This is a genomic window from Pseudomonas sp. BS-2016 (assembly GCF_001806145.1).
Lineage (GTDB): Bacteria > Pseudomonadota > Gammaproteobacteria > Pseudomonadales > Pseudomonadaceae > Aquipseudomonas > Aquipseudomonas lundensis.
Map to the genome: position 1 here is coordinate 57,029 of NZ_MLCT01000018.1, position 26,048 is coordinate 83,076.

The 26,048-nt window shown below is 59.7% G+C and carries 23 protein-coding genes; 13 read left to right on the top strand and 10 right to left on the bottom strand.

From position 1 onward, the window contains the following. Positions 1-13: 13 nt before the first annotated feature. The 4 genes from speA to BKD70_RS09005 all read right to left on the bottom strand — a co-directional run bounded on the left by speA (position 14) and on the right by BKD70_RS09005 (position 4,355). Positions 14-1,930, bottom strand: coding sequence for an arginine decarboxylase (speA, locus tag BKD70_RS08990; RefSeq protein ID WP_047273223.1), 1,917 nt, complete (start codon positions 1,928-1,930; stop codon positions 14-16). Between the two features lie 217 nt (positions 1,931-2,147). After that, a complete protein-coding gene (locus BKD70_RS08995; protein WP_047273222.1) occupies positions 2,148-2,519 on the bottom strand; it encodes a translation initiation factor Sui1 in 372 nt (123 codons plus the stop codon). Between the two features lie 231 nt (positions 2,520-2,750). Continuing rightward, entirely contained in the window at positions 2,751-3,284 is a 534-nt protein-coding gene (locus BKD70_RS09000; RefSeq protein WP_047273221.1) for an NUDIX hydrolase, read from the bottom strand. A 3-nt stretch (positions 3,285-3,287) separates the two neighbouring features. Further along, complete coding sequence (locus tag BKD70_RS09005; protein ID WP_047273220.1) at positions 3,288-4,355, bottom strand: DUF2333 family protein; 1,068 nt, start codon at positions 4,353-4,355, stop codon at positions 3,288-3,290. Positions 4,356-4,640: 285 nt separating this feature from the next. Between BKD70_RS09005 and BKD70_RS09010 the strand changes: the two genes are divergently transcribed. The 6 genes from BKD70_RS09010 (at position 4,641) to accC (ending at position 12,650) form a co-directional block, all read left to right on the top strand. Continuing rightward, on the top strand, positions 4,641-6,311 hold the full coding sequence (locus tag BKD70_RS09010) for a PleD family two-component system response regulator (protein WP_047273219.1): 1,671 nt from the start codon (positions 4,641-4,643) through the stop codon (positions 6,309-6,311). Positions 6,312-6,364: 53 nt separating this feature from the next. Continuing rightward, positions 6,365-8,326 (top strand): methyl-accepting chemotaxis protein, encoded by a 1,962-nt coding sequence (locus BKD70_RS09015; protein ID WP_047273218.1) that lies wholly within the window; start codon positions 6,365-6,367, stop codon positions 8,324-8,326. Positions 8,327-8,440: 114 nt separating this feature from the next. Beyond that, positions 8,441-10,213, top strand: coding sequence for a protein-disulfide reductase DsbD (locus tag BKD70_RS09020; protein ID WP_047273217.1), 1,773 nt, complete (start codon positions 8,441-8,443; stop codon positions 10,211-10,213). A gap of 118 nt (positions 10,214-10,331) precedes the next feature. Beyond that, a complete protein-coding gene (gene aroQ / locus BKD70_RS09025) occupies positions 10,332-10,787 on the top strand; it encodes a type II 3-dehydroquinate dehydratase (RefSeq protein WP_019408789.1) in 456 nt (151 codons plus the stop codon). A 25-nt stretch (positions 10,788-10,812) separates the two neighbouring features. Continuing rightward, positions 10,813-11,274 (top strand): acetyl-CoA carboxylase biotin carboxyl carrier protein, encoded by a 462-nt coding sequence (gene accB, locus BKD70_RS09030; RefSeq protein WP_047273216.1) that lies wholly within the window; start codon positions 10,813-10,815, stop codon positions 11,272-11,274. 17 nt (positions 11,275-11,291) lie between these two features. Continuing rightward, complete coding sequence (accC, locus tag BKD70_RS09035) at positions 11,292-12,650, top strand: acetyl-CoA carboxylase biotin carboxylase subunit (RefSeq protein WP_047273215.1); 1,359 nt, start codon at positions 11,292-11,294, stop codon at positions 12,648-12,650. 125 nt (positions 12,651-12,775) lie between these two features. Here accC and BKD70_RS09040 read toward each other — a convergent pair whose 3' ends face one another. From BKD70_RS09040 to BKD70_RS24710, 6 genes are read right to left on the bottom strand one after another with little or no spacing between them, the layout of a single operon-like run. Then, positions 12,776-13,219, bottom strand: coding sequence for a hypothetical protein (locus BKD70_RS09040; RefSeq protein WP_070415360.1), 444 nt, complete (start codon positions 13,217-13,219; stop codon positions 12,776-12,778). Then, entirely contained in the window at positions 13,216-13,659 is a 444-nt protein-coding gene (locus BKD70_RS09045) for a hypothetical protein (RefSeq protein WP_047273213.1), read from the bottom strand. Before BKD70_RS09045 ends, BKD70_RS09040 begins: the two co-directional genes overlap by 4 nt. Then, complete coding sequence (locus BKD70_RS09050; protein ID WP_047273804.1) at positions 13,656-14,099, bottom strand: hypothetical protein; 444 nt, start codon at positions 14,097-14,099, stop codon at positions 13,656-13,658. The genes BKD70_RS09045 and BKD70_RS09050 overlap by 4 nt, the downstream gene beginning before the upstream one ends. Next, on the bottom strand, positions 14,096-14,539 hold the full coding sequence (locus BKD70_RS24175) for a hypothetical protein (protein WP_080960295.1): 444 nt from the start codon (positions 14,537-14,539) through the stop codon (positions 14,096-14,098). The genes BKD70_RS09050 and BKD70_RS24175 overlap by 4 nt, the downstream gene beginning before the upstream one ends. Continuing rightward, complete coding sequence (locus BKD70_RS09055) at positions 14,536-15,462, bottom strand: DUF6402 family protein (RefSeq protein ID WP_047273211.1); 927 nt, start codon at positions 15,460-15,462, stop codon at positions 14,536-14,538. The genes BKD70_RS24175 and BKD70_RS09055 overlap by 4 nt, the downstream gene beginning before the upstream one ends. A 5-nt stretch (positions 15,463-15,467) precedes the next feature. Continuing rightward, positions 15,468-16,007 (bottom strand): PAAR domain-containing protein, encoded by a 540-nt coding sequence (locus tag BKD70_RS24710; protein ID WP_070415361.1) that lies wholly within the window; start codon positions 16,005-16,007, stop codon positions 15,468-15,470. A gap of 294 nt (positions 16,008-16,301) precedes the next feature. Between BKD70_RS24710 and prmA the strand changes: the two genes are divergently transcribed. From prmA to BKD70_RS09095, 7 genes are all read left to right on the top strand, one after another. Next, positions 16,302-17,180 (top strand): 50S ribosomal protein L11 methyltransferase, encoded by an 879-nt coding sequence (gene prmA / locus BKD70_RS09065; RefSeq protein ID WP_047273210.1) that lies wholly within the window; start codon positions 16,302-16,304, stop codon positions 17,178-17,180. A gap of 30 nt (positions 17,181-17,210) precedes the next feature. Further along, positions 17,211-18,446: a DUF3426 domain-containing protein gene (locus BKD70_RS09070; RefSeq protein WP_047273209.1), complete on the top strand. Its 1,236-nt coding sequence runs from the start codon at positions 17,211-17,213 to the stop codon at positions 18,444-18,446. Between the two features lie 195 nt (positions 18,447-18,641). Then, entirely contained in the window at positions 18,642-19,655 is a 1,014-nt protein-coding gene (gene dusB / locus BKD70_RS09075) for a tRNA dihydrouridine synthase DusB (RefSeq protein WP_047273208.1), read from the top strand. Then, positions 19,652-19,972: a DNA-binding transcriptional regulator Fis gene (gene fis, locus BKD70_RS09080; RefSeq protein WP_019408796.1), complete on the top strand. Its 321-nt coding sequence runs from the start codon at positions 19,652-19,654 to the stop codon at positions 19,970-19,972. The genes dusB and fis overlap by 4 nt, the downstream gene beginning before the upstream one ends. An 81-nt stretch (positions 19,973-20,053) precedes the next feature. Further along, positions 20,054-21,661, top strand: coding sequence for a bifunctional phosphoribosylaminoimidazolecarboxamide formyltransferase/IMP cyclohydrolase (gene purH / locus BKD70_RS09085; protein WP_047273207.1), 1,608 nt, complete (start codon positions 20,054-20,056; stop codon positions 21,659-21,661). Positions 21,662-21,850: 189 nt separating this feature from the next. Continuing rightward, the gene (gene purD / locus BKD70_RS09090) at positions 21,851-23,149 is read left to right on the top strand and encodes a phosphoribosylamine--glycine ligase (protein ID WP_047273206.1); all 1,299 of its coding nucleotides are present in this window, start codon (positions 21,851-21,853) and stop codon (positions 23,147-23,149) included. 100 nt (positions 23,150-23,249) lie between these two features. Then, a complete protein-coding gene (locus BKD70_RS09095) occupies positions 23,250-26,039 on the top strand; it encodes a hybrid sensor histidine kinase/response regulator (RefSeq protein WP_047273205.1) in 2,790 nt (929 codons plus the stop codon). Positions 26,040-26,048: the final 9 nt, after the last annotated feature.

Genomic DNA, 26,048 nt, shown 5'->3' on the forward strand with positions numbered 1-26,048 from the left:
GGCTTCGAACGGCTTACGAAGACAGGTAGGACGAACGGGTCAGGCCCAGACGCAGGGCGTCGAGGTACTGGGTGCGCTCTTTGACGCTGATGTTGGCGCTGGCCACTTTGTCGCGGTAGTGGTTCATCAGCTCTTCAGGCGACAAGTGCACGTAGCGCAGCATGTCTTCGATGGTGTCGTGGGTCTCGATACCGGCGTGGTACACGCTGCCGTCCGCTTTCTGGTAGATGTTCACCGAGTCGGTATCACCGAACAGGTTGTGCATGTCACCCAGAATTTCCTGATAGGCGCCCACCAGGAAGATGCCCAGCAAGTAGTCTTCGCCTTCGTTGAGGCTGTGGACTGGCAGGCTGGTTTCGATGCTCTGCTCGTCGACGTATTGCTTGATCTTGCCGTCGGAGTCGCAGGTCAGGTCTTGCAGCACGGCGCGGCGCAGCGGCTCTTCGTTCAGGCGGTGCAACGGCAGGATCGGCAACACCTGGCCGATTGCCCACGTGTCCGGCAAGCTCTGGAACACCGAGAAGTTGCAGATGTACTTGTCGGCCAGCTTGTCGTTGAGTTCGTCCAGCACCTGACGGTGCGAACGCTGACGCGCCTTGAGCGAGTTGTGCAGGCGACGGCATACGGCGAAGTAGCACTGCTCGGCCAGGGCTTTTTCAGCCAGGCTGATCTTGCCATCGGCATATTGGGCAGCCACGTCACTCATGTAGTGGGTGGCGCGCCAGTAGGTTTCGGTGACCATCTCGATGTCGGTCGGGCCTAGCAGGTCGATCAGCCACTGCACGGTTTCGGGCAGGCTTTCTTTGTTCTCGATCACCGGCACGTCGTCGTTGTGCTTCTCGACGTCGGTCACCTGCACCACCAGCATGGCGTGGTGTGCGGTCAACGAGCGGCCGCTCTCGGAGAAAATGTGCGGGTGCGGCAGGCTCTGCGCATCGCAGAACTCTTTGAGCATGCCCACCACCACACCGGCGTAATCGTCCATGTCGTAGTTGATCGAGCTGGCGTTGCGCGAGTGCGTGCCGTCGTAGTCCACGCCCAGACCGCCGCCCACGTCGATGTGGTCAACCGGCAAGCCGAGGTTGCGCAGTTCGCCGTAGTAGCGAATCGCCTCTTTGAAGCCGTGCTGGTAGTCGGCCAGGTTGGCGATCTGCGAACCCATGTGGAAGTGCAGCAGGCGGATGCCTTGATCCAGACCGGCCGCGCGGAAACGCTCGACCACCGACAGCAACTGCGCCGCCGACAGACCGAACTTGGATTTCTCGCCGCCGGTGTCTGCCCATTTGCTCGATGCCAGGGACGACAGGCGCACGCGCAGGCCGACCTGCGGCTTGACCTTGAGCGATGCCGCTTCTTCGATGACCAGATCCACTTCGGATTCTTTTTCGATCACGATGAACACGTTATGGCCCAGCTTCTGGCCCATCAGCGCCAGACGAATGAACTCGCGGTCCTTGTAACCGTTGCAGACGATGGTGCCGCCTTTGGGGGCCAGCGCCAGCACGGCCAGCAGTTCGGGCTTGGAACCGGCTTCAAGGCCGATCGACACGTCCTGGGTGGCGATGATGTTTTCAATCACGGCCTCTTGCTGGTTGACCTTGATCGGGTACAGCGCGGTGTACTGGCTCTGGTATTCCAGACGCTCGATGTTGGCATCGAACGCGCCGGTCAGCTGGCGTACACGGTCTTGCAGGATATCGGGAAAGCGCACCAGTAACGGCAAGGACAGACCGCTGCTTTTGCGCAACTCGTCAACTTGCTCGTACAGGTCGATGGGCGAACTGTTCGGGCCGTTCGGACGTACTTCTACGCGACCGGCTTCATTGATCGCGAAATACCCGGCCCCCCAATGGCGGATCCCATAAACGCTGCGGCTGTCCGCAACTGTCCATTGGCTGCCATCGTCTTTGCGTGTGCGTCGTACGGACATCGAAGTCCCCTATATATAAGTCAAATAGCCCAACCTGAAACCAGGCTGGCGCAGTCTAAGGCGTGAAAGTGACGATTCGTCTGTGCAAGGTAGACCCTGGCAACAGCGCGGAGTTTAGAAACCCGTCATAACAGGCTCTGTGAAAACCATGGTCAAGCCCTCACTGTCAGCCCGACAGGGCAACAGGCGCGCTCAACGGTGGTTTTCACAGAGGCTGCTAGCCGCCGGACTTTTTGGCCTTGAACCCCTGCTTGACCAGTTCGGCCAGCAGCAGGTCGACGTGATCGCCCTGGATCTCGATGATGCCGTCTTTCAACGCGCCACCGGTGCCACAGCGTTTTTTCAACGTGGTGGCCAGCTCCTTGAGCGCGTCTTCAGCCAGCGGCACACCGGTGATGGTGGTCACGGTTTTGCCGCCGCGGCCTTTGCTTTCGCGACGCACGCGGGCAATGCCGTCACCTTCGGGGAGGCGGGTCTGTTTGCAGGTACAGGCGTCCACCGGCTGGCGACAGTCCGGACAGTGACGACCTGCGTCGGTGGAAAATACCAGGCCACCAAGGGCGGCGAAGGATGCGGCTTTTTTGGCCACCGGCAATCCTCTAGATGGAGGACAAAAAATTGGCCGGTGCAAGGCGCGGGAGCGCCATGGGATACCGACCGCGAAGCCCCACTCTGGCAGGGGCAGCGCAACTCAGACGGGAATGCCGCTTGAGCTTGAAAAAGGTCGCGCAGTGTAACGGCAAATTCGCCAGTGCCCAAGAGCCAATCGGCGCAAATGTTGTGTATCGCTCGGGGTCGCTGACGAGGGAGGCGACTGCGTTCAGACGCTGTCGAGATAACGCTTGAGCGCCGCCAGTGAATCCGGGCAATACGGCTGGGTTTGACTCAAACGCAAGGCCTGCGCCACGGGCATGAAGCACGCTTGCTGGACCTCTTCGGGCTGCACGTGCAACGGCCCGTCCCACACCGCCGAGAACACGGCGCACCACAGGTGGTTGTCCGGGCAGTCAAAGTAAAAACGCTCATGGGCCGTCAACGGGACGCCGCTGACGCCAAGCTCTTCGTACAGCTCGCGGGCTGCCGACTCGGCATAGGTTTCGTCCACCCCGACCATGCCGCCCGCCGCCACGTCCCAGTAACCGGGGTACAGCGCCTTGCTCAGCGTGCGCTGATGCACGCACAGCTCGCCGGAGGAGTTGAACAACAAAATGAAGGTGCCCCGCCCGATTTCCCCCCGATCACGCAGCTCGGCACGGGGCAAACTGCCCAGCAGCCGGTCTTCGCGATCGACCCAAGCGACTTGCTCGGCGTCAGAGGCCGCGCGGTGGGCGGCCTCCCGGGGTGAAATGGCCATCACTTAACCTTGTGAGAGCAATTGACGAAGGTCCATGACCGCCGCGTTGGCGCGGGAAATGTAGTTGGCCATGACCAGCGAGTGGTTGGCGAGCATGCCGTAGCCGCTGCCGTTGAGGATCATCGGGCTCCAGACCGGCTCTTGAGCGGCCTCCAGCTCACGAATGATCTGGCGAACACTGACGGTTGCGTTCTTTTTGGCCAGCACGTCCGCGAAGTCGACTTCGATGGCACGCAACAGGTGCGACAAGGCCCAGGCCTGACCGCGCGCTTCATAGAACACGTTGTCAATTTGCATCCACGGGGTTTCGACGACTTCTTCGTCAACCACCGGCACCTGACCCGGTTGCAAGGATTCGGTTTTCAGCGCGCTATTGAGTTTGACCCGGCCCACACTGGCCGACAGACGCTGCGACAGCGAACCCAGACGTGTACCCACGTCACCCAGCCAGTTGTTCAAGTTGTCGGCACGGGCGTAAAACAGGGCGTTTTTCTGATTAGGGTCAGACAGGCGAGCCTGGTAGCGGCTCAGGGAATTGATGCCTTCCTGATACTCAGACTCGCTGGACGGCAGCATCCAGCTCTTGTTGTCGAAGTTGAAACGCGGCTCGGCCTTGGCCAGATCCGCGTCTTCAGCCGACTGCGACTGGGAGCGGGCAAAGTCTTTGCGCAGGGCACGGGTCAGGTCGCGTACCTGCACCAGAACGCCGTATTCCCAGCTCGGAATGTTGTCGAGCACAAGGCCCGGCGGGAAGCGGTCATTGGACAGGTAACCGCCCGGCTTGTTGAGCAAGGTACCGGCCACGGTTTTCAGGGTTTCGACGGTGGTGAAGCCCGGCACCATTTGCTTGCCGTCACGCTCGGCAGCCTGCTGGGCGTTTTGCTGCACCGGGAACAGATCCGGCTCCTGACTCCAGTACCAGCCGAGCCCCAGGCACACCAGCACATACACACCCACCAGGGTGGCAATGGAGCGGCTCAGCAAGATGCTTTTGAAATAGCCACGCGGCTCTGTCCTGGTCTCCTTGACCGACTCGCGGGCACTGCCCTCACGTTTTTTCCAGTCCAGCATGGCTATATCCTTTCGATTACTGAATTCAACGGTTCGACCACAACCCTAACCCATCGTGCCTTATATGCCTGTTTTTAATCGCCTGCCGGTTGATCTGCAACAAGGCGCTGGCAACAGGCGGCGGCCACTATAAACCACGCTCGCGCCCCTCACAGAAGGATCTCAACGCCTAAATGTAACCGGCCAACGTTAATTTCGTGTGAGGGCTCGTGCATTTCCAAAGAGCTGCTAGCATAGAGCCACTAGTCGAACCTCAGCATGCCCCACTCACGAAGCAGTCTGGATATGACCGAGCAAGAAGACCCGAACCGCGAGCGCCTCAAGAACCACTTTGCCCAGCGGGTCATCCATCAGGCACGTCAAATTCTTGAGATCTGGCAACGTTTACAGGGCAATGAATGGGCCCCCTCAGACCTCGCGGAACTCAGCGACGCCAACCTGCGCCTGCTGCGGTTTGCCGCACGCTTCGAGCAGCCCGAGCATTCGCAACTGGCCCGCGCCATCAGCCAGGCCTTGCAGCAGGTCGAGGCCAACCGCGGGCGCCTGAGCAGTACGTTAATTACAGAACTCAACCGCCTGATGCAGCGGTTGTCGCGTACTGGTCTGCGCCACGGCGACCAGCTGGATCACACCTTTCTGCCACCGCTGCGCAAGCCGGTGTACATCCTGCTTCAGGACCATGACCGGGCCGAGCGACTGGCCAAGCAACTGGATTTTTTCGGCCTGGGCGCGCAATCGCTGCCCAGCGTGAATGCCTTTCGCAGCGCCATGGCCGAACGCCTGCCCTGCGCGATCGTGATGGACGTGGATTTCAGTGGCGCCAGCAATGGCCTGCTGCTGGCCGCCGAAGCGCAGGAGGGGCTGGAGCAGAAATTGCCGCTGCTGTTTTTCAGCCTGCATGAAACCGACACCCCCACCCGACTGGCCGCCGTGCGCGCGGGCGGGCAGGAGTTCCTGACCGGCACCCTCGAAGCCTCCAGCCTGATGGAAAAAATCGAGGTACTGACCTGCGTCGCGCAGTACGAACCGTACAAAGTGCTGATCATTGATGACTCCCGGGCTCAGGCGTTGCACACCGAACGGCTGCTCAACAGCGCCGGGATCGTGACCCGCACCCTGATCGAGCCGATTCAGGCCATGGCCGAACTGGCCGACTTCCAGCCTGACCTGATCATCCTCGACATGTACATGCCCGCCTGCACCGGCACCGAGCTGGCCAAGGTGATCCGCCACAATGATCGCTACGTCAGCGTGCCGATCATTTACCTGTCGGCCGAAGATGACCTGGACAAGCAACTGGACGCCATGAGCGAAGGCGGCGACGACTTCCTGACCAAACCGATCAAACCCCGGCACCTGATTACCACCGTGCGCAACCGCGCCGCCCGGGCACGGCACTTGAAGGCGCGGATGGTGCGCGACAGCCTGACCGGCCTGTACAACCACACGCACATTCTGCAACTACTCGAAGACTGCACCTTCCGCGCCCGCCGCGAAAGTCGCTCGCTGAGCTTTGCCATGATCGACATTGACCATTTCAAGCGGGTCAACGACTCCTACGGCCACCCCATGGGCGACCGGGTGATCAAAAGCCTGGCGCTGTTCCTCAAACAGCGTTTGCGCAAGACCGATTTCATCGGGCGCTATGGCGGCGAAGAGTTTGCCATTGTGATGCCTGACACCGATCAGGAAGCGGCCCACGCGGTGTTGAACACCATCCGCGAGCGCTTCTCGGAGATTCATTACCCGGCCCAGCCCACAGATTTATGCTGCACCTTCAGCGCGGGCGTGGTGGAACTCAAAGAGGACACAGACGGCCTGGTCATGGCATCTCAGGCAGACGAAGCGCTGTACCGCGCCAAGCACAACGGGCGCAACCGGATCGAGCGCTTTCACCCGGCAAGGCAAATTGCCACTATTTCGGTCAAATTGCCGAATCCCGTCACATCGCTGTAACGCACGTGCAATAACTTCAGCCGCTTCTCATTGCGTCGTAGGCAAAATCCCAGATGCGCCTGAAGCTGCTTACCAACCTCAACACCCTGTTGCTGGTCGCCGTGTGCCTCGCCCTCGGCGCCACCCTGGCGTGGTCGCAACACGCGCTTGAACGGCCGTTTCAACTGATGGAACGCTACTTGAGCCTGTCCCAGCAGTTCCAGAACCAGGTGGCGCGCAATATTGAAGATTACCTGGCCAGCGGCGACGCCCTGCGCCTGAGCGATGCCACGACCGCGCTCAACACGCTGAAAACCGAACTGACCCCGCTCCCGGTTGCGCTGGCCGAGGCCTTGCGCCCCAGCCTCGAACGCCTGAGCACGTACAGTGGCAACGAACTGCTGGCCGCTGGCAAACTGGCCGGTGACCCGCAAGCGTTGCTGTTGCAGGCCGAACGGGAGCTGGGTGCCACTCTGGAGCAACTCAGCCAGTATGCCCATCAAGCCAGCGGCCCCGACGCCCACGCCTATCTGGTGCCGCTGCTCAATGCCTCCCAACACTTGGCAAAACTCTCTTTAAGCCGCGACAAACTGGTCAGTAGCGGGCGCAGTGAGCTGGCGGCGGACGTGGCGCGCGAGCTGGACAACATGCGTGCGCAAGCGCAAACCATCGAGGCGCTGCCTTTGCTGGGGGTCAGCGCCAACAGCGCCTCGGCCAGTGACGATTTCGCGGCACTGATGGGCCTTGAGTCGGAACACACGGGCGCGACCGAAGACGCTGGCATCCCCCTCAAACGTGAACTCAACAACCTGCTGAGCCGCTACCCCGCCGAGTTGCAACGCACCCGCAGCCAGATCGAACAGCGCGCTCAACTGGCTGACGCCACGCATGAAAAGCTGGGCGCAGTGCAACAAGCCATCGCCGGACTGGAGCCGGCGGTACGCGCTGAGCACGGGCAGATTCAAAGCGAAGTGCGGCTGATTCAGGGCGCGATGATTGGCCTGATTCTGCTGATCGCACTGCTGATCGACACGTTGCAGCGCAGACTGGCCAACGTGTTGACCCGCCTGGTGCCGATGCTGTCGACCTGGGCACAAGGGGATTTCAGCCGCGACATTCAGTTGGGCAAAACCAATCGCGAACTGCACGACATTCAGGCCTCGCTCAATCGCCTGCGCAATTACTTGGTCAATCTGGTGGGCACCTTGCGCGTCAACGCCGAACAGGTGGCAGGCAGCAGTGAGGCGCTGGCCGAGGTGAGCAACGGTTTGCACAGCGGCGCCGAGCGGCAGGCAGGCGATACGGCGCAAATCCGCGACGCCCTGGGTGAATTGGAAGCGACCATTTCACAAGTGGCGGGTGACGCCAGTCAGGCGGCCGATGCCAGCCGCAGCGCCGGGGTGGCGGTTGCCCAAGGCCAGCGAGTCATTGGTCAAAGTTTGACCGGGCTGCATGCACTGGTGGGTGAAGTGCAAGGCAACGCGCAAATGATCGAGCAACTGGCCGAAGAGTCCGCCACCATCGGTGGCGTACTGACGGTGATTCGCGCCATCGCTGATCAGACCAACTTACTGGCGCTCAACGCCGCCATTGAAGCGGCCCGTGCCGGTGAAATGGGACGCGGGTTTGCAGTGGTCGCCGAAGAGGTGCGCACGCTTGCCCAACGTACGGCAGGGGCGACCGGCGAAATTCAAACCCTGATCGGCGGGCTGCAAACGGCCGCGCGCCAGTCAGTCGAAGGCATGCGCGCCCAGGTCGTACATGCCCGGGACACCGCCCGGCAGGCGCAAGCCGCCGATGGCGCGCTGGATGAAATCGTCGGGGCGATAGCCACCATCTCCGACACCGCCATCCGCATTGCCGACGTCACTGCTCAACAAAGCGGCGCGGTCAGTGAAATACGCGATCACAGTGAACGCATTCATCAGTTGGGTGACGACAATTTGCAACGCATTAGCCAGGGTCGCCAGCAAGGTGAGCGCTTACTGGTGTTGGGGGGCGAGTTGAATGCCGCGGTGCAGGCGTTTCGGGTGTAATGCCGGGCGCGCGGATGGTTGCGATACCGCCGCTCCCCATCAACGGTCAGCCCCGCTCGGCACAGCGTTTCTCACTCCGCTATCATGCGCGCACGTTTGATTAGCGAGATCACTATGCGCCGCCTGTTTTTGCTTTTGTGTTTACTCGTCGCCGTGCCCGCCATGGGCGCGGGACTGTTGGACAACCGCCCCAGCGCTACGCTGGGCGCCGTGAATAACAGCCGCGATTTTCTGCCGGTCAGCGAGGCGTTCAAGCTCAACCTGATCGAAAGCACGCCCACGAACATCAAGCTGCGTTTTGTGCCGACCGACGGTTACTACCTGTACCAGCACCGCTTTGCGTTCAAAACCGACCCCGCCGATATCACCTTGGGCCCGGTGCAACTGCCGCCCGGCGAACCCAAGCATGATGAGTACTTTGGCGATGTGCAGGTGTATCACGGCATTGTCGACGTGGACGTGCCGCGCCCGGCTGATGCTCAACGCGCCTTCACGCTTGTCGTGACCTATCAGGGCTGCGCCGACAAGGGCTTGTGCTACCCGCCCGAAACCGTGCGCCTGACCATCGAAGGCACGCCCGCCGCGTCAGTTGACGCATCAAGCGCGCCCGCCAGTGCCTGGAGCTGGCGTGAACTGGCGATCTTTTTCCTTGCGGGCCTGGGCCTGACCTTTACCCCGTGCGTACTGCCGATGCTGCCGATTCTGTCGGGCGTGGTGCTGCGCGGCCAAGTGGGCGGCTGGCGCGGTTTCAGCCTGTCGCTGGCTTACGTGTTGCCCATGGCGGCCTGTTTTGCCTTGCTCGGCGCCCTGATGGGACTGTTCGGTGCGCAGCTCAACCTGCAAGCGCGCCTGCAATCGGCGTGGGTTCTGGTGCCGTTCGCGCTGTTTTTTGCGGTGTTTGCACTGGCGATGTTCGGGGTGTTCGAACTCAAACTGCCACGCGCCATCAGCAATCGCCTGGACCGTGTGGCCAATAACACTCAAGGCGGCTCGCTGTGGGGCGCGGCGGTGCTGGGCGTGGTGTCCAGCTTGCTGGTTTCGCCGTGCGTATCGGCGCCTCTGGCCGGTGCGTTGCTGTACATCAGCGCCAGCGGCGATGCGCTGGGCGGCGGCCTGAAGCTGCTGGTGCTGGGGCTCGGCATGGGCACCCCGCTGGTGCTGGTGGCGACGGGCGGGGCGGCGTGGTTGCCCAAAAGCGGCCCGTGGCTGGTGACCGTGAAAAACACCATCGGCGTGTTGTTGCTGGGGTTGGCGGTGGGCCTGCTCAGCCGGGTGCTGCCGGGCCCGGCCACCCTGCTGTTGATCGGTTTTCTGGCGGCCGGGGTCAGCCTGTTTCTGGGCACGCTGGAGTTCGCCTTTAAATCGCCGCGCCAGCGCCTGGCGCAACTGCTGGGCCTGTTCCTGCTGGTGTATGCGCTCTTTTGCTGGTACGGCGCCTTGAGCGGGCAAGGCGATCCGCTCAAACCTCTGGCGAGCCCCGCGCCTGTCACCCTCGGCGAACGTGCCGACACCACCACCCGCCAATGGCAGACCGTCAACACCCCGGCCCAACTGGACGCGGCGCTGGCCGAGGCAAAGGCCGCAGGGCAGCCGGTGTTGCTGGATTGGTACGCCGACTGGTGCATCAGCTGCAAAGTCATCGAACATGAGGTGTTGAACAACCCGCGCGTGCTGGATCTGCTCAGCGGTTATCGGCTGGTGCGTTTTGACATCACGGCCAGTAACCCCGAGCAACGTACCCTGCTCGACCGCTATCAATTATTCGGCCCACCGGCGCTGATGTTCTTTGGCAAAAATGGCAGCGAAATCAGTGACCAACGAGTCATCGGCGAGATCAATGCCGCGGACTTCGCCGAACGTGTCGCTAACGCAAATGACCAGATTTAAAGCCTGAGTCACAAACTTTGCGTGAACATCGGGCATCGTGCTGGCTATTGCAGGTAACTGGACAGCGTTTACGCTTTTCGGCATAGTCGCCCCGCACTGACATAACAAGGAAAAGCAGATGGCGACCTTTCTGGTGCTGCACGGCCCCAACCTGAACCTGCTAGGCACCCGCGAGCCGGGCGTCTACGGCGCCACAACGCTGGCGCAGATCAATCAGGATCTCGAACAACGGGCCCGCGAGGCCGGTCACCATTTGCTCTACCTGCAAAGCAATGCCGAGTATGAATTGATCGATCGCATCCATGCCGCACGCGATGAAGGCGTGGATTTTATTTTGATCAACCCGGCTGCTTTTACCCACACCAGCGTGGCATTACGTGACGCGCTGCTGGCGGTGAGCATCCCATTCATCGAAGTGCATTTGTCCAACGTGCACAAACGCGAACCTTTCCGCCATCACTCCTACTTCTCCGACGTTGCGGTAGGTGTGATCTGCGGCCTTGGCGCCAGCGGTTATCGACTGGCCCTGGAGGCCGCCCTGGAACAGCTTGAACTACAAGCTAAACGCCCCTGACCGACCCACTGGGAGTTGACGATTCATGGATATCCGTAAAGTTAAGAAACTGATCGAATTGCTGGAAGAGTCCGGCATCGACGAGCTGGAAATTAAAGAAGGCGAAGAGTCCGTACGCATCAGCCGTCACAGCAAGACTCCTGCTCAGCAGTTCTACGCACCGGCTCCAATGCAAGCGCCGGCTGCCGCTGCTCCTGTTGCCGCGACCCCGGTAGCCACCGTAGTTGACGCACCGGCTGCGCCAACACTGAACGGTTTTGTGGTCAAGTCGCCAATGGTCGGTACGTTCTACCGCACCCCGTCGCCTACTTCGCCAGCGTTCGTTGAAGTGGGCCAGACCGTTAAGGTCGGCGACACCATCTGCATCGTGGAAGCGATGAAAATGATGAACCACATCCAGGCTGAAAAAGCCGGTGTTATTGAATCCATCCTGGTAGAAAACGGTCAGCCGGTTGAGTTCGACCAACCGCTGTTCACCATCGTTTGAACCACGGGGAGCCAACGATGTTGAAGCCTCAGAAGCTGGAAAAAGTTCTCATCGCCAACCGCGGCGAGATCGCCTTGCGCATCCTGCGGGCGTGCAAGGAACTGGGCATCAAGACCGTCGCGGTGTACTCCACTGCTGACAAGGAACTGATGCACCTGGGCCTGGCAGACGAAACCGTTTGCATCGGTCCGGCACCAGCCAACCTGTCTTACCTGCACATCCCGGCCATCATCGCGGCAGCCGAAGTGACCGGCGCCACGGCGATCCACCCGGGCTACGGCTTCCTGGCGGAAAACGCCGATTTTGCCGAGCAGGTCGAGAAATCCGGTTTTGCGTTCATCGGCCCGAAAGCTGACACCATCCGCCTGATGGGCGACAAGGTATCGGCCAAGCACGCCATGATCGCGGCGGGCGTTCCCACGGTGCCAGGCTCCGACGGCCCGCTGCCCGAAGACCCTGAAACCGCCTTGCGCATTGGCCGCGAAGTCGGCTACCCGGTGATCATCAAGGCCGCTGGCGGCGGCGGTGGTCGCGGCATGCGCGTGGTCAACCGTGAAGAAGACCTGATCGAAGCAGCCAAGCAAACCCGTGAAGAAGCGGGCGCCTGGTTCAGCAACCCGATGGTCTACCTCGAAAAATACCTGACCAACCCGCGTCACGTGGAAGTTCAGGTGCTTTCCGACGGCCAGGGCAACGCGATCCACCTGGGCGACCGCGACTGCTCGCTGCAGCGCCGTCACCAGAAAGTCCTGGAAGAAGCACCGGCGCCGGGCATCGACGAAACAGCCCGCCAGGAAGTACTGGCACGCTGCGTTCAAGCCTGTATCGATATCAACTACCGGGGTGCGGGCACGTTCGAGTTCCTGTACGAAAACGGTCGTTTCTACTTCATCGAAATGAACACGCGCGTGCAGGTAGAACACCCGGTATCCGAAATGGTCACCGGTATCGACATCCTTAAAGAGATGTTGAGCATTGCGGCAGGCAATAAGCTGTCTTTCACCCAGGATGACGTGAACATTCACGGCCACTCCCTGGAGTGCCGGATCAACGCGGAAGACCCTGCGACGTTCATGCCAAGCCCTGGCATGGTCAAGCACTTCCACGCGCCGGGCGGCAACGGCGTTCGCGTCGATTCGCACCTGTACAGCGGCTACAAGGTTCCGTCCAACTACGACTCCCTGATCGGCAAGCTGATCACCTGGGGCTCGACCCGTGACGAAGCCATGGCACGCATGCGCAATGCCCTGGACGAAATCGTGGTCGACGGGATCAAAACCAACATCCCGCTGCACCGCGACCTGGTGAATGACGAAGGCTTCTGCAAAGGCGGCGTCAACATTCACTACCTGGAACACAAACTGGCTAACCAGTAAGTTTGATTCCTGATCAACAAAGCCGCTTTCGAGCGGCTTTGTTGTGTCTGGGGCACCAGGCTTTTGGGTACCCGACTACACGGTTGATTCAGGCCGCGTAGAAGCGATAGGTGGAGACATGGCTTTCATTGCTTGCGCCTTGTTTCGCCAGGGTGATCGCCGGTGCAATCCGGGAGGTTGGAGGCGATGATGATCAAACCGGCCATAACATAGCCAGAACCCTCCCCCCAACTCAGCCTGCCTCCCGCTGACTCCAGATCATAGATTTTCGTTTCTGAAATCAACTCGCCACTGCGGTTATCGAAAAGACGATAAAAACCTGGATAACCCCACCACGGAAACCACGCAGGGGAATTAACTCCATTAACATCAGGCTCACGATGAAAGATATTCGGAAGAACCCAATAGGGCTTGAAACTCTGAATTCGATAACAGCCATCGGGACTGACGCTATCGGTCGCCAGTCGCGTAGCCCATCCTCTTTCCCACCAGTTCGAAGCGGTCCATAACCCGCCCGCAATGGTGATATAGGCGACGAAAAAGGCGATGCGTCGCGAGCTGGACTTCATTGTTCGCGCCTCATTTTTTCGGGGACATCACCCGGGCAGTCGGGGAGGTTGAGATCCATGCGGATCATCCCAATCCACACATCGCCTGATCCATTCCCCCAGTCCAGTTGCCCGCCTGCTGACTCCGCATCATAGATTTCAGTTTCTGAGATCAGATTGCCATTTCGATGATCGTAAAGACGCAAAAAAGCTGGATACCCCCACCCAGCAAACCATTTTGGCGGCAGGTCCCCGAACGGATGGGGCATGGGATGCAAAAAATCAGGGAGCACCCAATAGGGTTTGAAACTATCAATTCGGTAACAGCCATTAGGGCTGATACTCGACTCACTATCCTTGGCTGCCCATCCTCTTTCCCACCAGTTCGAAGCGGTCCATAACCCGTCCGCAATGGTGATATAGGCGACGAAAAAGGCGATGCGTCGCGAGCTGGACTTCATTGTTCGTGCCTCATTTTTTCGGGGACATCACCCGGGCAGTCGGGGAGATTGGAGGCGATGATGATCAAACCGGCCATAACATAGCCAGAACCCTCCCCCCAACTAAGCCTGCCTCCCGCCGACTCCAGATCATAGATTTTCGTTTCTGAAATCAACTCGCCACTGCGGTTATCGAAAAGACGATAAAAACCTGGATAACCCCACCACGGAAACCACTCAGCCGGCTGATCTTCATTGGGGTCTGAACGCCTATGGAAGGTATCTGGCAAAAGCCAATAGGGCTTGAAACTCTGAATTCGATAGCAGCCATCGGGACTGACGCTATCGGTCGCCAGTCGCGTAGCCCATCCTCTTTCCCACCAGTTCGAAGCGGTCCATAACCCGCCCGCAATGGTGATATAGGTGACGAAAAAGGCGATGCGTCGCGAGCTGGACTTCATTGTTCGCGCCTCATTTTTCCGGGAACATCACCCGGGCAGTCGGGGAGGTTGGGGCCGATACGAATCATGCCGGACCTCACTTGACCTGAACCTCCTCCCCAACTCACCTTCTCAACGATCGAATCCCAGTCATGAACCTTGGTTTCTGAGATCAATTCTTCAGTGCGATGATCGTACAGGCGAAAAAAACCTGGATATCCCCACCACGGAAACCACTCTGGTGAGTGAACTTCGTTAGGATCCGGTCGCCTATGAAAAATATTGGGTAGCACCCAAAAAGGTTTGAAACTCTCAACCCTATAACAACCGCCGGGGCTTACTTCAGGATCACCCAAACGCTCCGCCAAGCCTCTCTCCCACCACTGCGAGGCCTCCCATACCCCTCCGGCAATACAGATAAAGACCATGCGAAAGGCTAACCGTCGTGAGGCTGGTTTCACACCCATCCCCCAAGATCAATGACTTGCCCAGATTTTTTCCAGAGTACATCTGAATAAATGATGAAGTCGCCGCCTTTGCCTGTTTTGTCACGATAGTCCCGAAAATCACCATTGGTGACAGCAGCAAAAGGCCCCTCCTTTAGACGCAATACGAGTTGACCATGAAGGCTCAAGGTAAAAGCGGTCTCTGCCTTGGTCAGTACACGATCCTCTGTCCAAGTGCCCAGATATTGCAGACCATTGAAGTCGTAATGGTCGCGAATATAGAAACCAACCCTTTCCACATGAAATAGATGACGAAGTTGTTTGGTAACTGGATTTACCTCAGTAAATGCCTCTCCTACTACTCCAACTTTCAAAACGGCATTACCCAAGGCTCCGTACATGTCGTCGAGCGAGTGCCAAGCGGACCCGAACCTAGTGAAATTCACTTGCGATACAACATCCATTTGCAAAGATGACATTAAGTTTGAACCCAGCTTTCGCGCTCCATACCCCATCCATCCAGACCTCTTTAACAGGTCTTTCAAGCGCTCAATCCCATTAGAGGTCGTAAGCAGAGACTCTGCCTCGTCAACAGCCTCACGACAGCGCTCATACCCCATAGCCCACTCCATTTTTACAATGCTCTCATCGCACTGCGCCGGTTTCAGACTGAGGGGGTCAGGCTGGGTTTTACGCTCCTTCCACGCCTCCGGCATCGCCCACGCCGGGCTGTCAAACCAGCGCTGCATCAAGGCCGCTGCCGTGTGCCAGCCCATCGCGCGCATGGCGCCGGGCAAGCGGCTCAGGGCAAGGCTCTGGACGACCACTGTTTTGGCCGGTGTATGGGTGGGGCTGTAGGTGCGCGAGCTGGCTTGCGGCAGTTGATACAAGGCTTGCGGGCCTGTGGCGTTGGTACGCTGGAAATCATTCAAGGACATGCTGCTTACTCCATAACCGGTGACGGGGCGTTGATGGCGATGCCCAATGGTTCAGGGCTGACGCTGGCGCAAGAGCAGGTGTGGCCTTGTGCATCGAGTGTGCCGTAGCCCATACAGTGGTCGTTTTGCAGCACGGCATATCCCAGTTGCCTCAGGGGCAGGCCATGTTGATTGAGCAATTGGAAACGCTCGTCGCACGTTGTGCTGAAGGTGGCGGGCATGGGTTGTGGCCCGGCGGTCAAGCCGCCCTTGAATGCCGGGGCTGAATCGGTGACATAAGAATGCACAGTCACAGAGGCAATCAGCTCGGCCTGGCAAGGGCAACCGCTGCGGCTGTCCAGCGTGCCAGCCACCCGCCGCCCATGGCTGATGAACCCCTCAACGCCGCCGCAAATCGGGTAGGCCTTGCCGTCTTGCCCGCAACTGACCAAGTGGCCTTCGAGGGCATGCTGCATGCCACTCCACGTAATGCCAGGGTCTGACTCGAGCACCTTTCCACCGCAGGTCGTTTTGTCGTCCAGACCAATAAAATAGCCCAAGGCCATAAGCCTCTCCTATTGCATAGCCCCTCAGGGAGCACGGCTGAGAACCATGAAGCCCAGTCATTGAATGAACGAACCTCATACACAGTAATCAGGAAGAGAGTGCTCAGATTGGCGATCACGGTATGTAGGACGTGTCCATAAACGCCATCAGCCCAATATCGAATTCCTGCGCGAATGGCCCTGCCCACCCGCCTACAGATGGCCTGCCATAGCAGGGAGGCCTGCGCTCGCGTAAACTGGCGCGCTTCTCGCAGCCCGCTGGCTGCACATTCCTATTTTTCAAAGGTGCCCGCCATGCCTTGGCTGCAAGTACGCCTCGCCATCAGCCCGGAACAAGCCGAAACCTACGAAGACGCGTTCCTCGAAGTCGGTGCTGTTTCGGTCACATTCATGGATGCCGAAGACCAGCCGATCTTCGAACCCGAGCTCAACACCACCCCGCTGTGGTCGCACACCCATTTGCTGGCACTGTTCGAAGGCGGCACTGAAGCCGAACTCGTCCTGTCCCATCTGGAGCTGCTGACCGGCGCACCACTGCCTGAACATCACGCAGAAGTGATCGAAGACCAGGACTGGGAACGCAGCTGGATGGACAACTTCGAGCCGATGCGTTTTGGTCAGCGCCTGTGGATTGTTCCAAGCTGGCACGCCGCGCCGCAACCCGAAGCCGTGAACCTGCTGCTCGATCCGGGCCTGGCATTCGGCACCGGTACTCACCCGACCACCGCGCTGTGCCTTGAATGGCTCGACGGTCAGGACCTGAAAAACTGCGACGTACTGGACTTCGGCTGCGGCTCGGGCATTTTGGCCATCGCCGCCCTGCTACTTGGCGCCAAACAGGCCGTCGGCACGGACATCGACGTGCAAGCGCTGGAAGCGTCCCGCGATAACGCTGGCCGCAACAACATCGCTGAAGAACTGTTCCCGCTCTACTTGCCAGAAGACCTGCCGCAGGTTCAGGCAGACGTACTGGTGGCCAACATTCTGGCTGGTCCGCTGGTCGCACTGGCGCCGCAACTGTCGAGCCTGGTCAAACCGGGCGGCCGTCTGGCGCTCTCCGGCATCCTGGCCGAACAAGGCGAGGACGTGGCAGCCGCCTATGCGCACGACTTTGATCTGGACCCGATCGCTAACCGCGATGGCTGGGTGCGCATCAGTGGTCGTCGGCGCTAGAATGCACGCCTGTCTAATCCGGGTGGCCGCATGAGCGATAGCTTCGTAACACAGTGCCCACATTGCCAAACCAGCTTCCGCGTCAACCATTCTCAATTGAGCATGGCCCGCGGTGTGGTGCGCTGTGGCGCTTGCCTGCAAGTGTTCAATGCTGCGCAGCAACTGCTCAACAAGAGCGCTGAAAAGGAACAGCAACCCGTCGTTGCTGCACCGGCAGCCGAGCCCCGGCCGATCGAGTCGCCTGCCGCGCCTGAGCCCATCAGCCAGAAGCAATGGCAGGCTGCCGAGCTGGACCTCGACCATCTGGATCTGGACAAGGAGCTGGCCCGACTCGAAGAGCTGGAGATCCAGCCCAGCAAAAGCTTCGGCCAGCCTTCCGCCACCCGGCAAGACACACTGAGCGCACGCCGCGACAGTGATGACGGCGAAGAACGCCAGTGGTCAGACAGCCTGTTCAGCGATTCGGCCGCCGAGCGTGCCGAGGCTATCGAGGCTGAGCCTGAGCGCCTAGAACCTGCTGACTCGGGCCGCACCGAGCCGTCGCTGTCCCTGGACCTCGACGATCCGGATGACACGCCCCCGCTTCAGCTGTCGCTGGATAAAGAGCCGGAACCACCACTGATGCATCTGTCCGCCGTGGATGATGACGATGACGACGAGCCATTGGCGCCGCCCTCCGCCACCAAGGACAAACGCAAACGCCACGAACCGGGTGTGCGCGAAGAAGTGCTGCAAAATCTGGTCGACGACCCGCTGCACCTCGACTGGCAAAAGCGCCGTACCCCCTGGGGCAAGCGCCTGCTGTGGTTCGTGCTGGTGTTAGTGGCCGCTGCCGCGCTGGGCGCCCAATACATTGCCTACCACTTTGAAGAACTGGCTCGCCAGGACCAGTACCGGCCGATTTTCCAGCAACTGTGCCCGACCCTCGGCTGCACGGTGCCCTCCAAGGTCGACATTGATCGGATCAAAAGCAGCAATCTGGTGGTGCGCAGTCACCCCGAGTTTGCCGGAGCCCTGGTGGTCGATGCGATCCTCTACAACCGCGCACCGTTTTCGCAACCGTTCCCTTTGCTGGAACTGCGCTTTGCAGACCTCAACGGAAAAATGATTGCCAGTCGTCGCTTCAAACCCGGCGAGTACCTGAGCGGGGAGATGGCCGGCAAGGCTGAAATGCCGCCTCAAACCCCGATCCACGTTGCACTGGATATTCTGGATCCGGGCCCAAAAGCGGTGAATTACAGCTTGAGTTTCCATTCTCCGGAATGAAAACCCCGGCTTTTTGCCCGAACGCGTGAGCGGCCACTGAACAGCGACCTGCTTTTGGCGCCTTGACAGGCGGCTCAGGCATTGGCGCGCTGTTCAATTTTTATCCAATTGCGTCTTTATCCGGTCATCGAGAGCGGGTATCATGCCAACCCTTTTTCGAACTCCCAAGATCCGGCCCCACAACAGGGAAGTCCTATGTCGGCGGTACGCATCGGCCCATATACATTGCACAACGGTTTGATCCTCGCCCCGATGGCGGGTGTCACCGATCAGCCCTTTCGTCAGCTTTGCCGACGCATGGGTGCAGGCCTGGTTGTTTCGGAAATGGTCACCAGCGACATGAGTCTCTGGAACAGCCGTAAATCGCGCCTGCGCATGATTCACGACGGTGATCCCGAGCCTCGCTCGGTACAGATCGCCGGCGGAGATGCGCAGATGCTGGCAGACGCCGCCAGGGCCAACGTGGAACTGGGCGCACAGATCATTGATATCAACATGGGGTGCCCGGCAAAAAAGGTCTGCAACAAGGCCGCCGGCTCCGCACTACTGAAAGACGAAGCATTGGTGAACGAGATCCTGCAGGCCGTCGTGGCTGCGGTTGATGTGCCGGTCACCTTGAAAATCCGTACCGGCTGGGACCGGGACAACAAAAACGGCCTGACCGTGGCAAAAATCGCCGAACAGGCTGGCATCACAGCACTGGCGGTTCATGGCAGAACCCGTGCCGACCTCTACACCGGTGAAGCCGAGTACGACACCATCGCCGCGATCAAGCAGGCGGTGTCGATTCCGGTCTTTGCCAACGGCGACATCGATTCACCCCACAAGGCCCGTCACGTCCTCGACGCGACCGGCGCAGATGGACTGTTGATAGGCAGGGCGGCTCAAGGGCGGCCCTGGATTTTCCGCGAAGTGGATCATTTTCTGCGTACCGGGCAGCTATTGCCGGCACCGGAGATGAGCGAAGTGGAACGTATTCTGCTAGAGCATCTGGCCGCATTGCATGCCTTCTATGGGGAGGTGTTGGGCGTTCGCATTGCCCGCAAGCATGTCGGCTGGTATCTCGCAACCTTGCCGGGCGCCAAGGAGTTTCGCGCCCACTTCAATCGTTTAGAAGATACGGAAGCACAATGCGCCAACGTTCAGGCGTTTTTCGCCGAACGACACAAGAGCCTGGGGACAGGGGACGAAGGATGGGTGGCCGCATGACGATGATGACCGAGACATTAGTGAGTGGAACAACGCCCGTGAGCGACAACGTCAATTTGAAACAGCACCTCAATACGCCGAGCGAAGAAGGCCAGACCCTTCGCGGGAGTGTCGAAAAGGCGCTGCACAACTATTTCGCCCACCTGGAGGGCGCAGAAGTCACGGACGTGTACAACCTGGTTCTTTCCGAAGTCGAGGCCCCCTTGCTCGAATGCGTCATGAACTACGTCAAGGGCAACCAGACCAAGGCTTCCGAGATGCTGGGGCTCAACCGCGGCACCCTGCGCAAGAAACTCAAACAGTACGATCTGCTGTAAGCATTCAATCAAACCTGAAAGGCGTCCTCGTAAAACGGGCCGCCTTTTTTGCTGACTCCTTTGCTTTTGATGGAAATCGAGATGACCGATCAGACTACCCGCCTGCCGATCCGCCGCGCTCTAATCAGCGTTTCCGACAAAACCGGAATCCTTGATTTCGCCCGTGAACTGGAAGCCCTCGGCGTCGAGATCCTGTCCACTGGCGGTACGTTCAAGCTGCTGCAAGACAACGGCGTGGCCGCGGTTGAAGTCGCCGATTACACCGGCTTCGCGGAAATGATGGACGGCCGGGTAAAAACCCTGCACCCGAAAATCCACGGCGGCATCCTGGGCCGTCGCGGCATTGACGACGACATCATGAACGAGCACGGCATCAAGCCGATCGACTTGGTCGCAGTGAACCTCTACCCATTCGAAGCCACCATCAACAAGCCGGGTTGCGACCTGCCGACCGCCATCGAAAACATCGACATTGGCGGCCCGACCATGGTGCGTTCTGCGGCCAAAAACCACAAAGACGTCGCCATTGTGGTCAATGCCAGCGATTACGCCAATGTGCTGGAAAACCTCAAGGCCGGTGGCCTGACCTACGCCCAGCGTTTCGACCTGATGCTCAAGGCGTTTGAACACACTGCCGCCTACGACGGCATGATCGCCAACTACCTGGGCACCGTGAACCAGGCCGCCGAGACCCTGAGCACCGAAGACCGCGGTCAGTTCCCGCGCACCTTCAACAGCCAGTTCATCAAGGCACAAGAAATGCGCTACGGCGAGAACCCGCACCAGAAAGCGGCGTTCTACGTGGAAGCCAAACCGGCCGAAGTCAGCATCGCCACCGCGACCCAGCTGCAGGGCAAAGAGCTGTCGTTCAACAACGTGGCCGACACCGACGCTGCGCTGGAGTGCGTGAAGAGCTTCGTCAAACCGGCTTGCGTGATCGTCAAGCACGCCAACCCGTGCGGCGTTGCGGTCAGCCCGGATGCCGAAGGCGGTATCCGCCAGGCTTACGAACTGGCCTACGCCACGGACACCGAGTCTGCGTTCGGCGGCATCATCGCCTTCAACCGCGAGCTGGACGCCGAAACGGCCAAAGCCATCGTTGAGCGCCAGTTCGTGGAGGTCATCATCGCTCCGTCCGTGAGCGAAGAAGCCCGCGCCATCGTGGCTGCCAAAGCCAACGTACGCCTGCTGGCCTGCGGCCAGTGGAGCGAGAACCGCGCTCCGGCGTGGGACTTCAAGCGTGTGAACGGCGGTCTGCTGGTTCAAAGCCGCGACATCGAGATGATCGGCAGCGAAGACCTGAAAGTCGTGACCCAACGCGCACCGACCGAACAAGAGATCCACGACCTGATCTTTGCCTGGAAAGTGGCCAAGTATGTGAAGTCCAATGCCATCGTCTACGCCAAGGGCCGCCAGACCATCGGCGTGGGCGCAGGCCAGATGAGCCGCGTCAACTCGGCCCGCATTGCCGCCATCAAGGCCGAGCACGCCGGTTTGCAGGTTCAGGGCGCGGTCATGGCCTCTGACGCATTCTTCCCGTTCCGTGACGGCATCGACAATGCAGCCAAGGCAGGCATTACTGCGGTGATCCAGCCAGGCGGCTCGATGCGCGACAACGAAGTGATTGCCGCGGCCGACGAAGCCGGTATTGCCATGGTGTTCACCGGCATGCGCCACTTCCGCCATTAATTAGGCGACGGCCACGCTGAAGCCAGTTTCTGCGGCGTGGAGCCGACCTCGATGATGCGTATTGCCAACCGGCAATTGCGCTCATCGAGCAAGACCCACGCCTGGCATCAACCGGCTTCAGTTCGGTCTCCTGAAGCGTGAAACGTTTTGGGCTCTCAATAGAATTCAGCGTCATCCGAGGTTTTTGAAATGAATGTTTTGATCATTGGCAGCGGTGGCCGCGAACACGCACTGGCCTGGAAAGTCGCTCAGGACCCACGCATTGCGAAAGTGTTCGTGGCGCCGGGCAACGCCGGTACAGCCATTGAAGCCAAGTGCGAAAACGTCGATATCGACGTACTGGCCCTTGAGCAACTGGCCGACTTTGCCGAGAAGAACGTTTCCCTGACCATCGTGGGCCCGGAAGTGCCGCTGGTGGCCGGCGTGGTCGATCTGTTCCGCGCCCGTGGCCTGGACTGCTTCGGCCCAACCGCAGGCGCTGCTCAGCTGGAAGGTTCGAAGGCGTTCACCAAGGATTTCCTGGCGCGTCACAAGATCCCGACCGCCGATTACCAGAACTTCACCGAAATCGAACCGGCGCTGGCCTATCTGCAAGAAGTTGGCGCGCCGATCGTGATCAAGGCTGACGGCCTGGCTGCGGGTAAAGGCGTGATCGTCGCGATGACCCTGGCTGAAGCCGAAGACGCCGTACGCGACATGCTGGCCGGCAATGCCTTTGGCGAAGCGGGTTCGCGCGTTGTGATCGAAGAGTTCCTCGACGGCGAGGAAGCCAGCTTCATCGTGATGGTCGACGGCAAGAACGTATTGCCAATGGCCACCAGCCAGGACCACAAGCGCGTCGGCGATGCGGACACCGGCCCGAACACCGGCGGCATGGGCGCGTACTCCCCTGCTCCGGTCGTGACGGCCGAGGTTCACCAGCGCGTGATGGATCAGGTGATCTGGCCGACCGTTCGTGGCATGGCCGAAGAAGGCAATATCTACACCGGTTTCCTGTATGCAGGCCTGATGATCGACAAAGCCGGCAATCCTAAGGTCATCGAGTTCAACTGCCGTTTTGGCGACCCTGAAACCCAACCGGTGATGCTGCGCTTGCAGTCGAGCCTGGTGTTGCTGATCGAAGCGGCACTGGCTCAGGCACTGGACAAGGTTGAAGCGCAATGGGACCCGCGTCCAAGCCTGGGGATTGTCCTGGCAGCCGGCGGCTACCCGGGCGACTACGCTAAAGACGCGGTGATTCACGGTCTGGACGCTGCGGCGCAGCTCGAGGGCAAAGTGTTCCACGCCGGTACGGCGTTGAATGCCGCGCAGGAAGTGGTCACGGCCGGTGGTCGTGTATTGTGTGCAACGGCCATGGGCGACACGGTCGAAGCCGCTCAGCAGCACGCTTACGCGCTGGCCAAAGCCATCGAGTGGGATGACTGCTTCTACCGTAACGACATTGGTTATCGCGCAATTGCACGCGAACGTGGCGACCGTCAGGAATAAGCAATCCAGATGGATAGGCAAGGGCACCCCACCCTTGCCTAACTGTTCCAGCGCCGCGCATAGTTATTCATCAGGCTTTACTCTACGAAGGGATTTCGCCGTGCGCTGGCTCAGGATCGCCATTGGTTTTTTTGTCAGTTTATTGACCGCTCTGCTTGTTTTACTGCCGGCACATGCTGCTCAGGGCAGCAGTTGGTCTGTGCTGTCAGACCCTCAAGGCACGTTGCAAATCAGCGATGTGCATTCATCTCGATTCGCAACTCAATTCAGCCCCATTGAACTCGATCAGCTCAAAGCCGCTGAGCCGGGAGAAGCACTGTGGCTGCGTTTCCGGCTGGTACCGGACAAACACGAGCAAATCCTGCGAGTGTTTGCGCCCGATGTGTCCCGGCTGGACCTGTACGTGCTCGACGATCAAAAACTGATCGAAGAAGTCACCGCCGGCAATACCCTGACACAGGCCGACAAACCCCTGCCAAGCAGTGACTACATGCTGCCGCTGCCCCAAAGCAGTCGCACGCTGGACGTCTATCTGCGGCTGGTCTCCGACCATCAGTTACGGCCCTACATCACCCTCGACACCGCTGTCATGCTGGCGGCCAATCAGGGCAAACCCTTGCTCTACGGCTTGCTGTTGGGTTGCCTGCTGATGCTGGTTCTGCACAACCTCACCCGTTTCGGATTCACCCGTTCGATCAGCAGCTTGTGGCTGGCGATTTGTGAAGCCCTGCTGCTCACCAGCTCTGCGCTGTTCCTGAACCTGCTGGGCCCGTGGTTGCCCGAATGGCATGGCGCGCAAACACCCGGCGCTTATCTGGCGCTACTGCTGACAGCCCCCTGCGGCCTGATGTTCGCCTACAGCTTTTTCTCATCGCGCGGCCCGCACCCGATCAACAGGCTACTGCTGGCTGACATCCTCATCATTGCCCTCGGCGGCCTGCTGTTGCTGTTCATCGACAACCTGCCGCTCAACCTGATGACCTACGCCTTGGTCGCCCTGGCGAGCCTGAGCATCTTGCTGGTCTCGGTCTATCACCTGCAAAAAGGCTATCGCCCGGCCCGGCTGTTCGTGGTGGCCATCGCTATTTTCAACCTCGGCACGCTGGTGATTCTGCCTGCCCTGCTGGGCCTGACCCTGATAGCCCCCCAAGAGCTGGTACTGGCCCTGATGCTGATCGTCTGCATCAGCGGTTTCCTGATGAGCCTGGCCTTGAGTGAGCGCAATCGAAGCATCACAGAAGACGAATTCAGCATCAGCCGTGAATTGGCGGCCAGTAACGCCGAGGTCAATGCCAAGGCCGAATTTCTGGCCAAGATCAGTCATGAGATCCGCACCCCGATGAACGGCGTGCTGGGCATGACGGAGCTGCTGCTCGGCACGCCGCTGTCCGTCAAACAACGGGACTACGTGCAAACCATTCACAGCGCCGGCAACGAGTTGCTGACGCTGATTAACGAAATTCTCGACATCTCCAAGCTGGAGTCCGGGCAAATCGAGCTGGATGACGTGCAGTTTGACCTCAACGCCCTGATCGATGACTGCCTGAGTATTTTCCGCACCAAGGCAGAGCAACAGAACGTCGAACTCATCAGCTTCATTCAACCGCAAGTACCGCGGGTAATCAGCGGTGACCCGACCCGCTTGCGCCAGACGTTGCTGAGCCTGCTCGAAAGCGCGCTGAAGAAGACCGATGAGGGCGAAATCCTGATTGTCGTGGCACTTGAAGAGCGCAGCGACCCGCCACGCCTGCGCATCACGGTTCAGGATTCTGGCCAGCCCATGGATGAGCAGGAGCGCGATGCCCTGCTGCACGCGGAACTGCACAGCAAGAACTTCCTGGCCGCCACGCGGTTGGGCGGGCACCTGGGGCTGGTGATTGCTCGGCAATTGATCATGCTGATGGGTGGCGAGTTCGGCATCAAACCCGGCCAGAGCAAAGGCAGCAGCCTGTGGATGACCTTGCCGCTGGATCCTCAGCACCTGGAGCACCAAACTTCCGACCTCGACAGCCCGCTCAAAGGCGCCCGCGTGCTAGTGGTCGACGACAACGACACCTGCCGCAAAGTATTGGTGCAGCAATGCACCGCGTGGGGCTTGAACGTCAATGCGGCTGCCTCCGGCAAAGAAGCCTTGGCACTGCTGCGGACCAAGGCCCACTTGCGCGACTATTTCGATATCGTCCTGCTCGACCAGAACATGCCTGGCATGACGGGCATGCAACTGGCGGCCAAAATCAAGGAAGACCCGAGCCTCAATCACGACATTCTGCTGGTCATGCTGACGGGCATCAGCAATGCGCCGAGCAAAATCATTGCACGAAACTGCGGGATCAAACGCATCCTGGCCAAACCAGTGGCCGGTTACACCTTGAAAACCACACTGGCCGATGAACTCAGCCAGCGCAATAAAGGTCAGGTCATCAGCAGCAAAGCCACAGCCGGCACCCCGACGTTGCCCACCACTGTGCCAGGGGACTTCCGGATTCTGGTGGCGGAAGACAACAACATCTCCACCAAAGTGATTCGCGGCATGCTCGGCAAACTCAATCTGCAACCCGACACCGCCTGCAATGGCGCCGAAGCCCTGAAAGCCATGAAGGCCGAACGCTATGACCTGGTGCTGATGGATTGCGAAATGCCGGTGCTCGATGGTTTCTCGGCCACTGAGCAATTGCGGGCGTGGGAAGTCAGCAACCAACGGGTACGCACACCCGTGGTGGCATTGACGGCTCACATTTTGACCGAACATAAAGACCGCGCCCGTCAGGCGGGCATGGACGGCCACATGGCCAAACCGGTCGAACTCTCGCAACTGCGCGAACTGGTCGAATATTGGGTTGCCCAACGTGAGCTGCGTCAATCTCAGGAACAATCGCCCTCGTTACATTAATGGCGAGTT

Bases quoted from the DNA above. Each gene is read 5' to 3' on its own strand.
- speA (WP_047273223.1), bottom strand. From the start codon at position 1,930: ATGTCCGTACGACGCACACGCAAAGACGATGGCAGCCAATGGACAGTT.
- BKD70_RS09015 (WP_047273218.1), top strand. From the start codon at position 6,365: ATGCGCCTGAAGCTGCTTACCAACCTCAACACCCTGTTGCTGGTCGCC.
- prmA (WP_047273210.1), top strand. From the start codon at position 16,302: ATGCCTTGGCTGCAAGTACGCCTCGCCATCAGCCCGGAACAAGCCGAA.
- BKD70_RS09050 (WP_047273804.1), bottom strand. From the start codon at position 14,099: ATGAAGTCCAGCTCGCGACGCATCGCCTTTTTCGTCACCTATATCACC.
- purD (WP_047273206.1), top strand. From the start codon at position 21,851: ATGAATGTTTTGATCATTGGCAGCGGTGGCCGCGAACACGCACTGGCC.
- BKD70_RS24710 (WP_070415361.1), bottom strand. From the start codon at position 16,007: ATGGCCTTGGGCTATTTTATTGGTCTGGACGACAAAACGACCTGCGGT.
- BKD70_RS09045 (WP_047273213.1), bottom strand. From the start codon at position 13,659: ATGAAGTCCAGCTCGCGACGCATCGCCTTTTTCGTCGCCTATATCACC.
- BKD70_RS09010 (WP_047273219.1), top strand. From the start codon at position 4,641: ATGACCGAGCAAGAAGACCCGAACCGCGAGCGCCTCAAGAACCACTTT.
- purH (WP_047273207.1), top strand. From the start codon at position 20,054: ATGACCGATCAGACTACCCGCCTGCCGATCCGCCGCGCTCTAATCAGC.
- accB (WP_047273216.1), top strand. From the start codon at position 10,813: ATGGATATCCGTAAAGTTAAGAAACTGATCGAATTGCTGGAAGAGTCC.
- BKD70_RS09020 (WP_047273217.1), top strand. From the start codon at position 8,441: ATGCGCCGCCTGTTTTTGCTTTTGTGTTTACTCGTCGCCGTGCCCGCC.
- aroQ (WP_019408789.1), top strand. From the start codon at position 10,332: ATGGCGACCTTTCTGGTGCTGCACGGCCCCAACCTGAACCTGCTAGGC.
- BKD70_RS09055 (WP_047273211.1), bottom strand. From the start codon at position 15,462: ATGTCCTTGAATGATTTCCAGCGTACCAACGCCACAGGCCCGCAAGCC.
- accC (WP_047273215.1), top strand. From the start codon at position 11,292: ATGTTGAAGCCTCAGAAGCTGGAAAAAGTTCTCATCGCCAACCGCGGC.
- BKD70_RS09040 (WP_070415360.1), bottom strand. From the start codon at position 13,219: ATGAAGTCCAGCTCGCGACGCATCGCCTTTTTCGTCGCCTATATCACC.
- fis (WP_019408796.1), top strand. From the start codon at position 19,652: ATGACGATGATGACCGAGACATTAGTGAGTGGAACAACGCCCGTGAGC.
- BKD70_RS09000 (WP_047273221.1), bottom strand. From the start codon at position 3,284: ATGGCCATTTCACCCCGGGAGGCCGCCCACCGCGCGGCCTCTGACGCC.
- BKD70_RS09070 (WP_047273209.1), top strand. From the start codon at position 17,211: ATGAGCGATAGCTTCGTAACACAGTGCCCACATTGCCAAACCAGCTTC.
- dusB (WP_047273208.1), top strand. From the start codon at position 18,642: ATGTCGGCGGTACGCATCGGCCCATATACATTGCACAACGGTTTGATC.
- BKD70_RS09005 (WP_047273220.1), bottom strand. From the start codon at position 4,355: ATGCTGGACTGGAAAAAACGTGAGGGCAGTGCCCGCGAGTCGGTCAAG.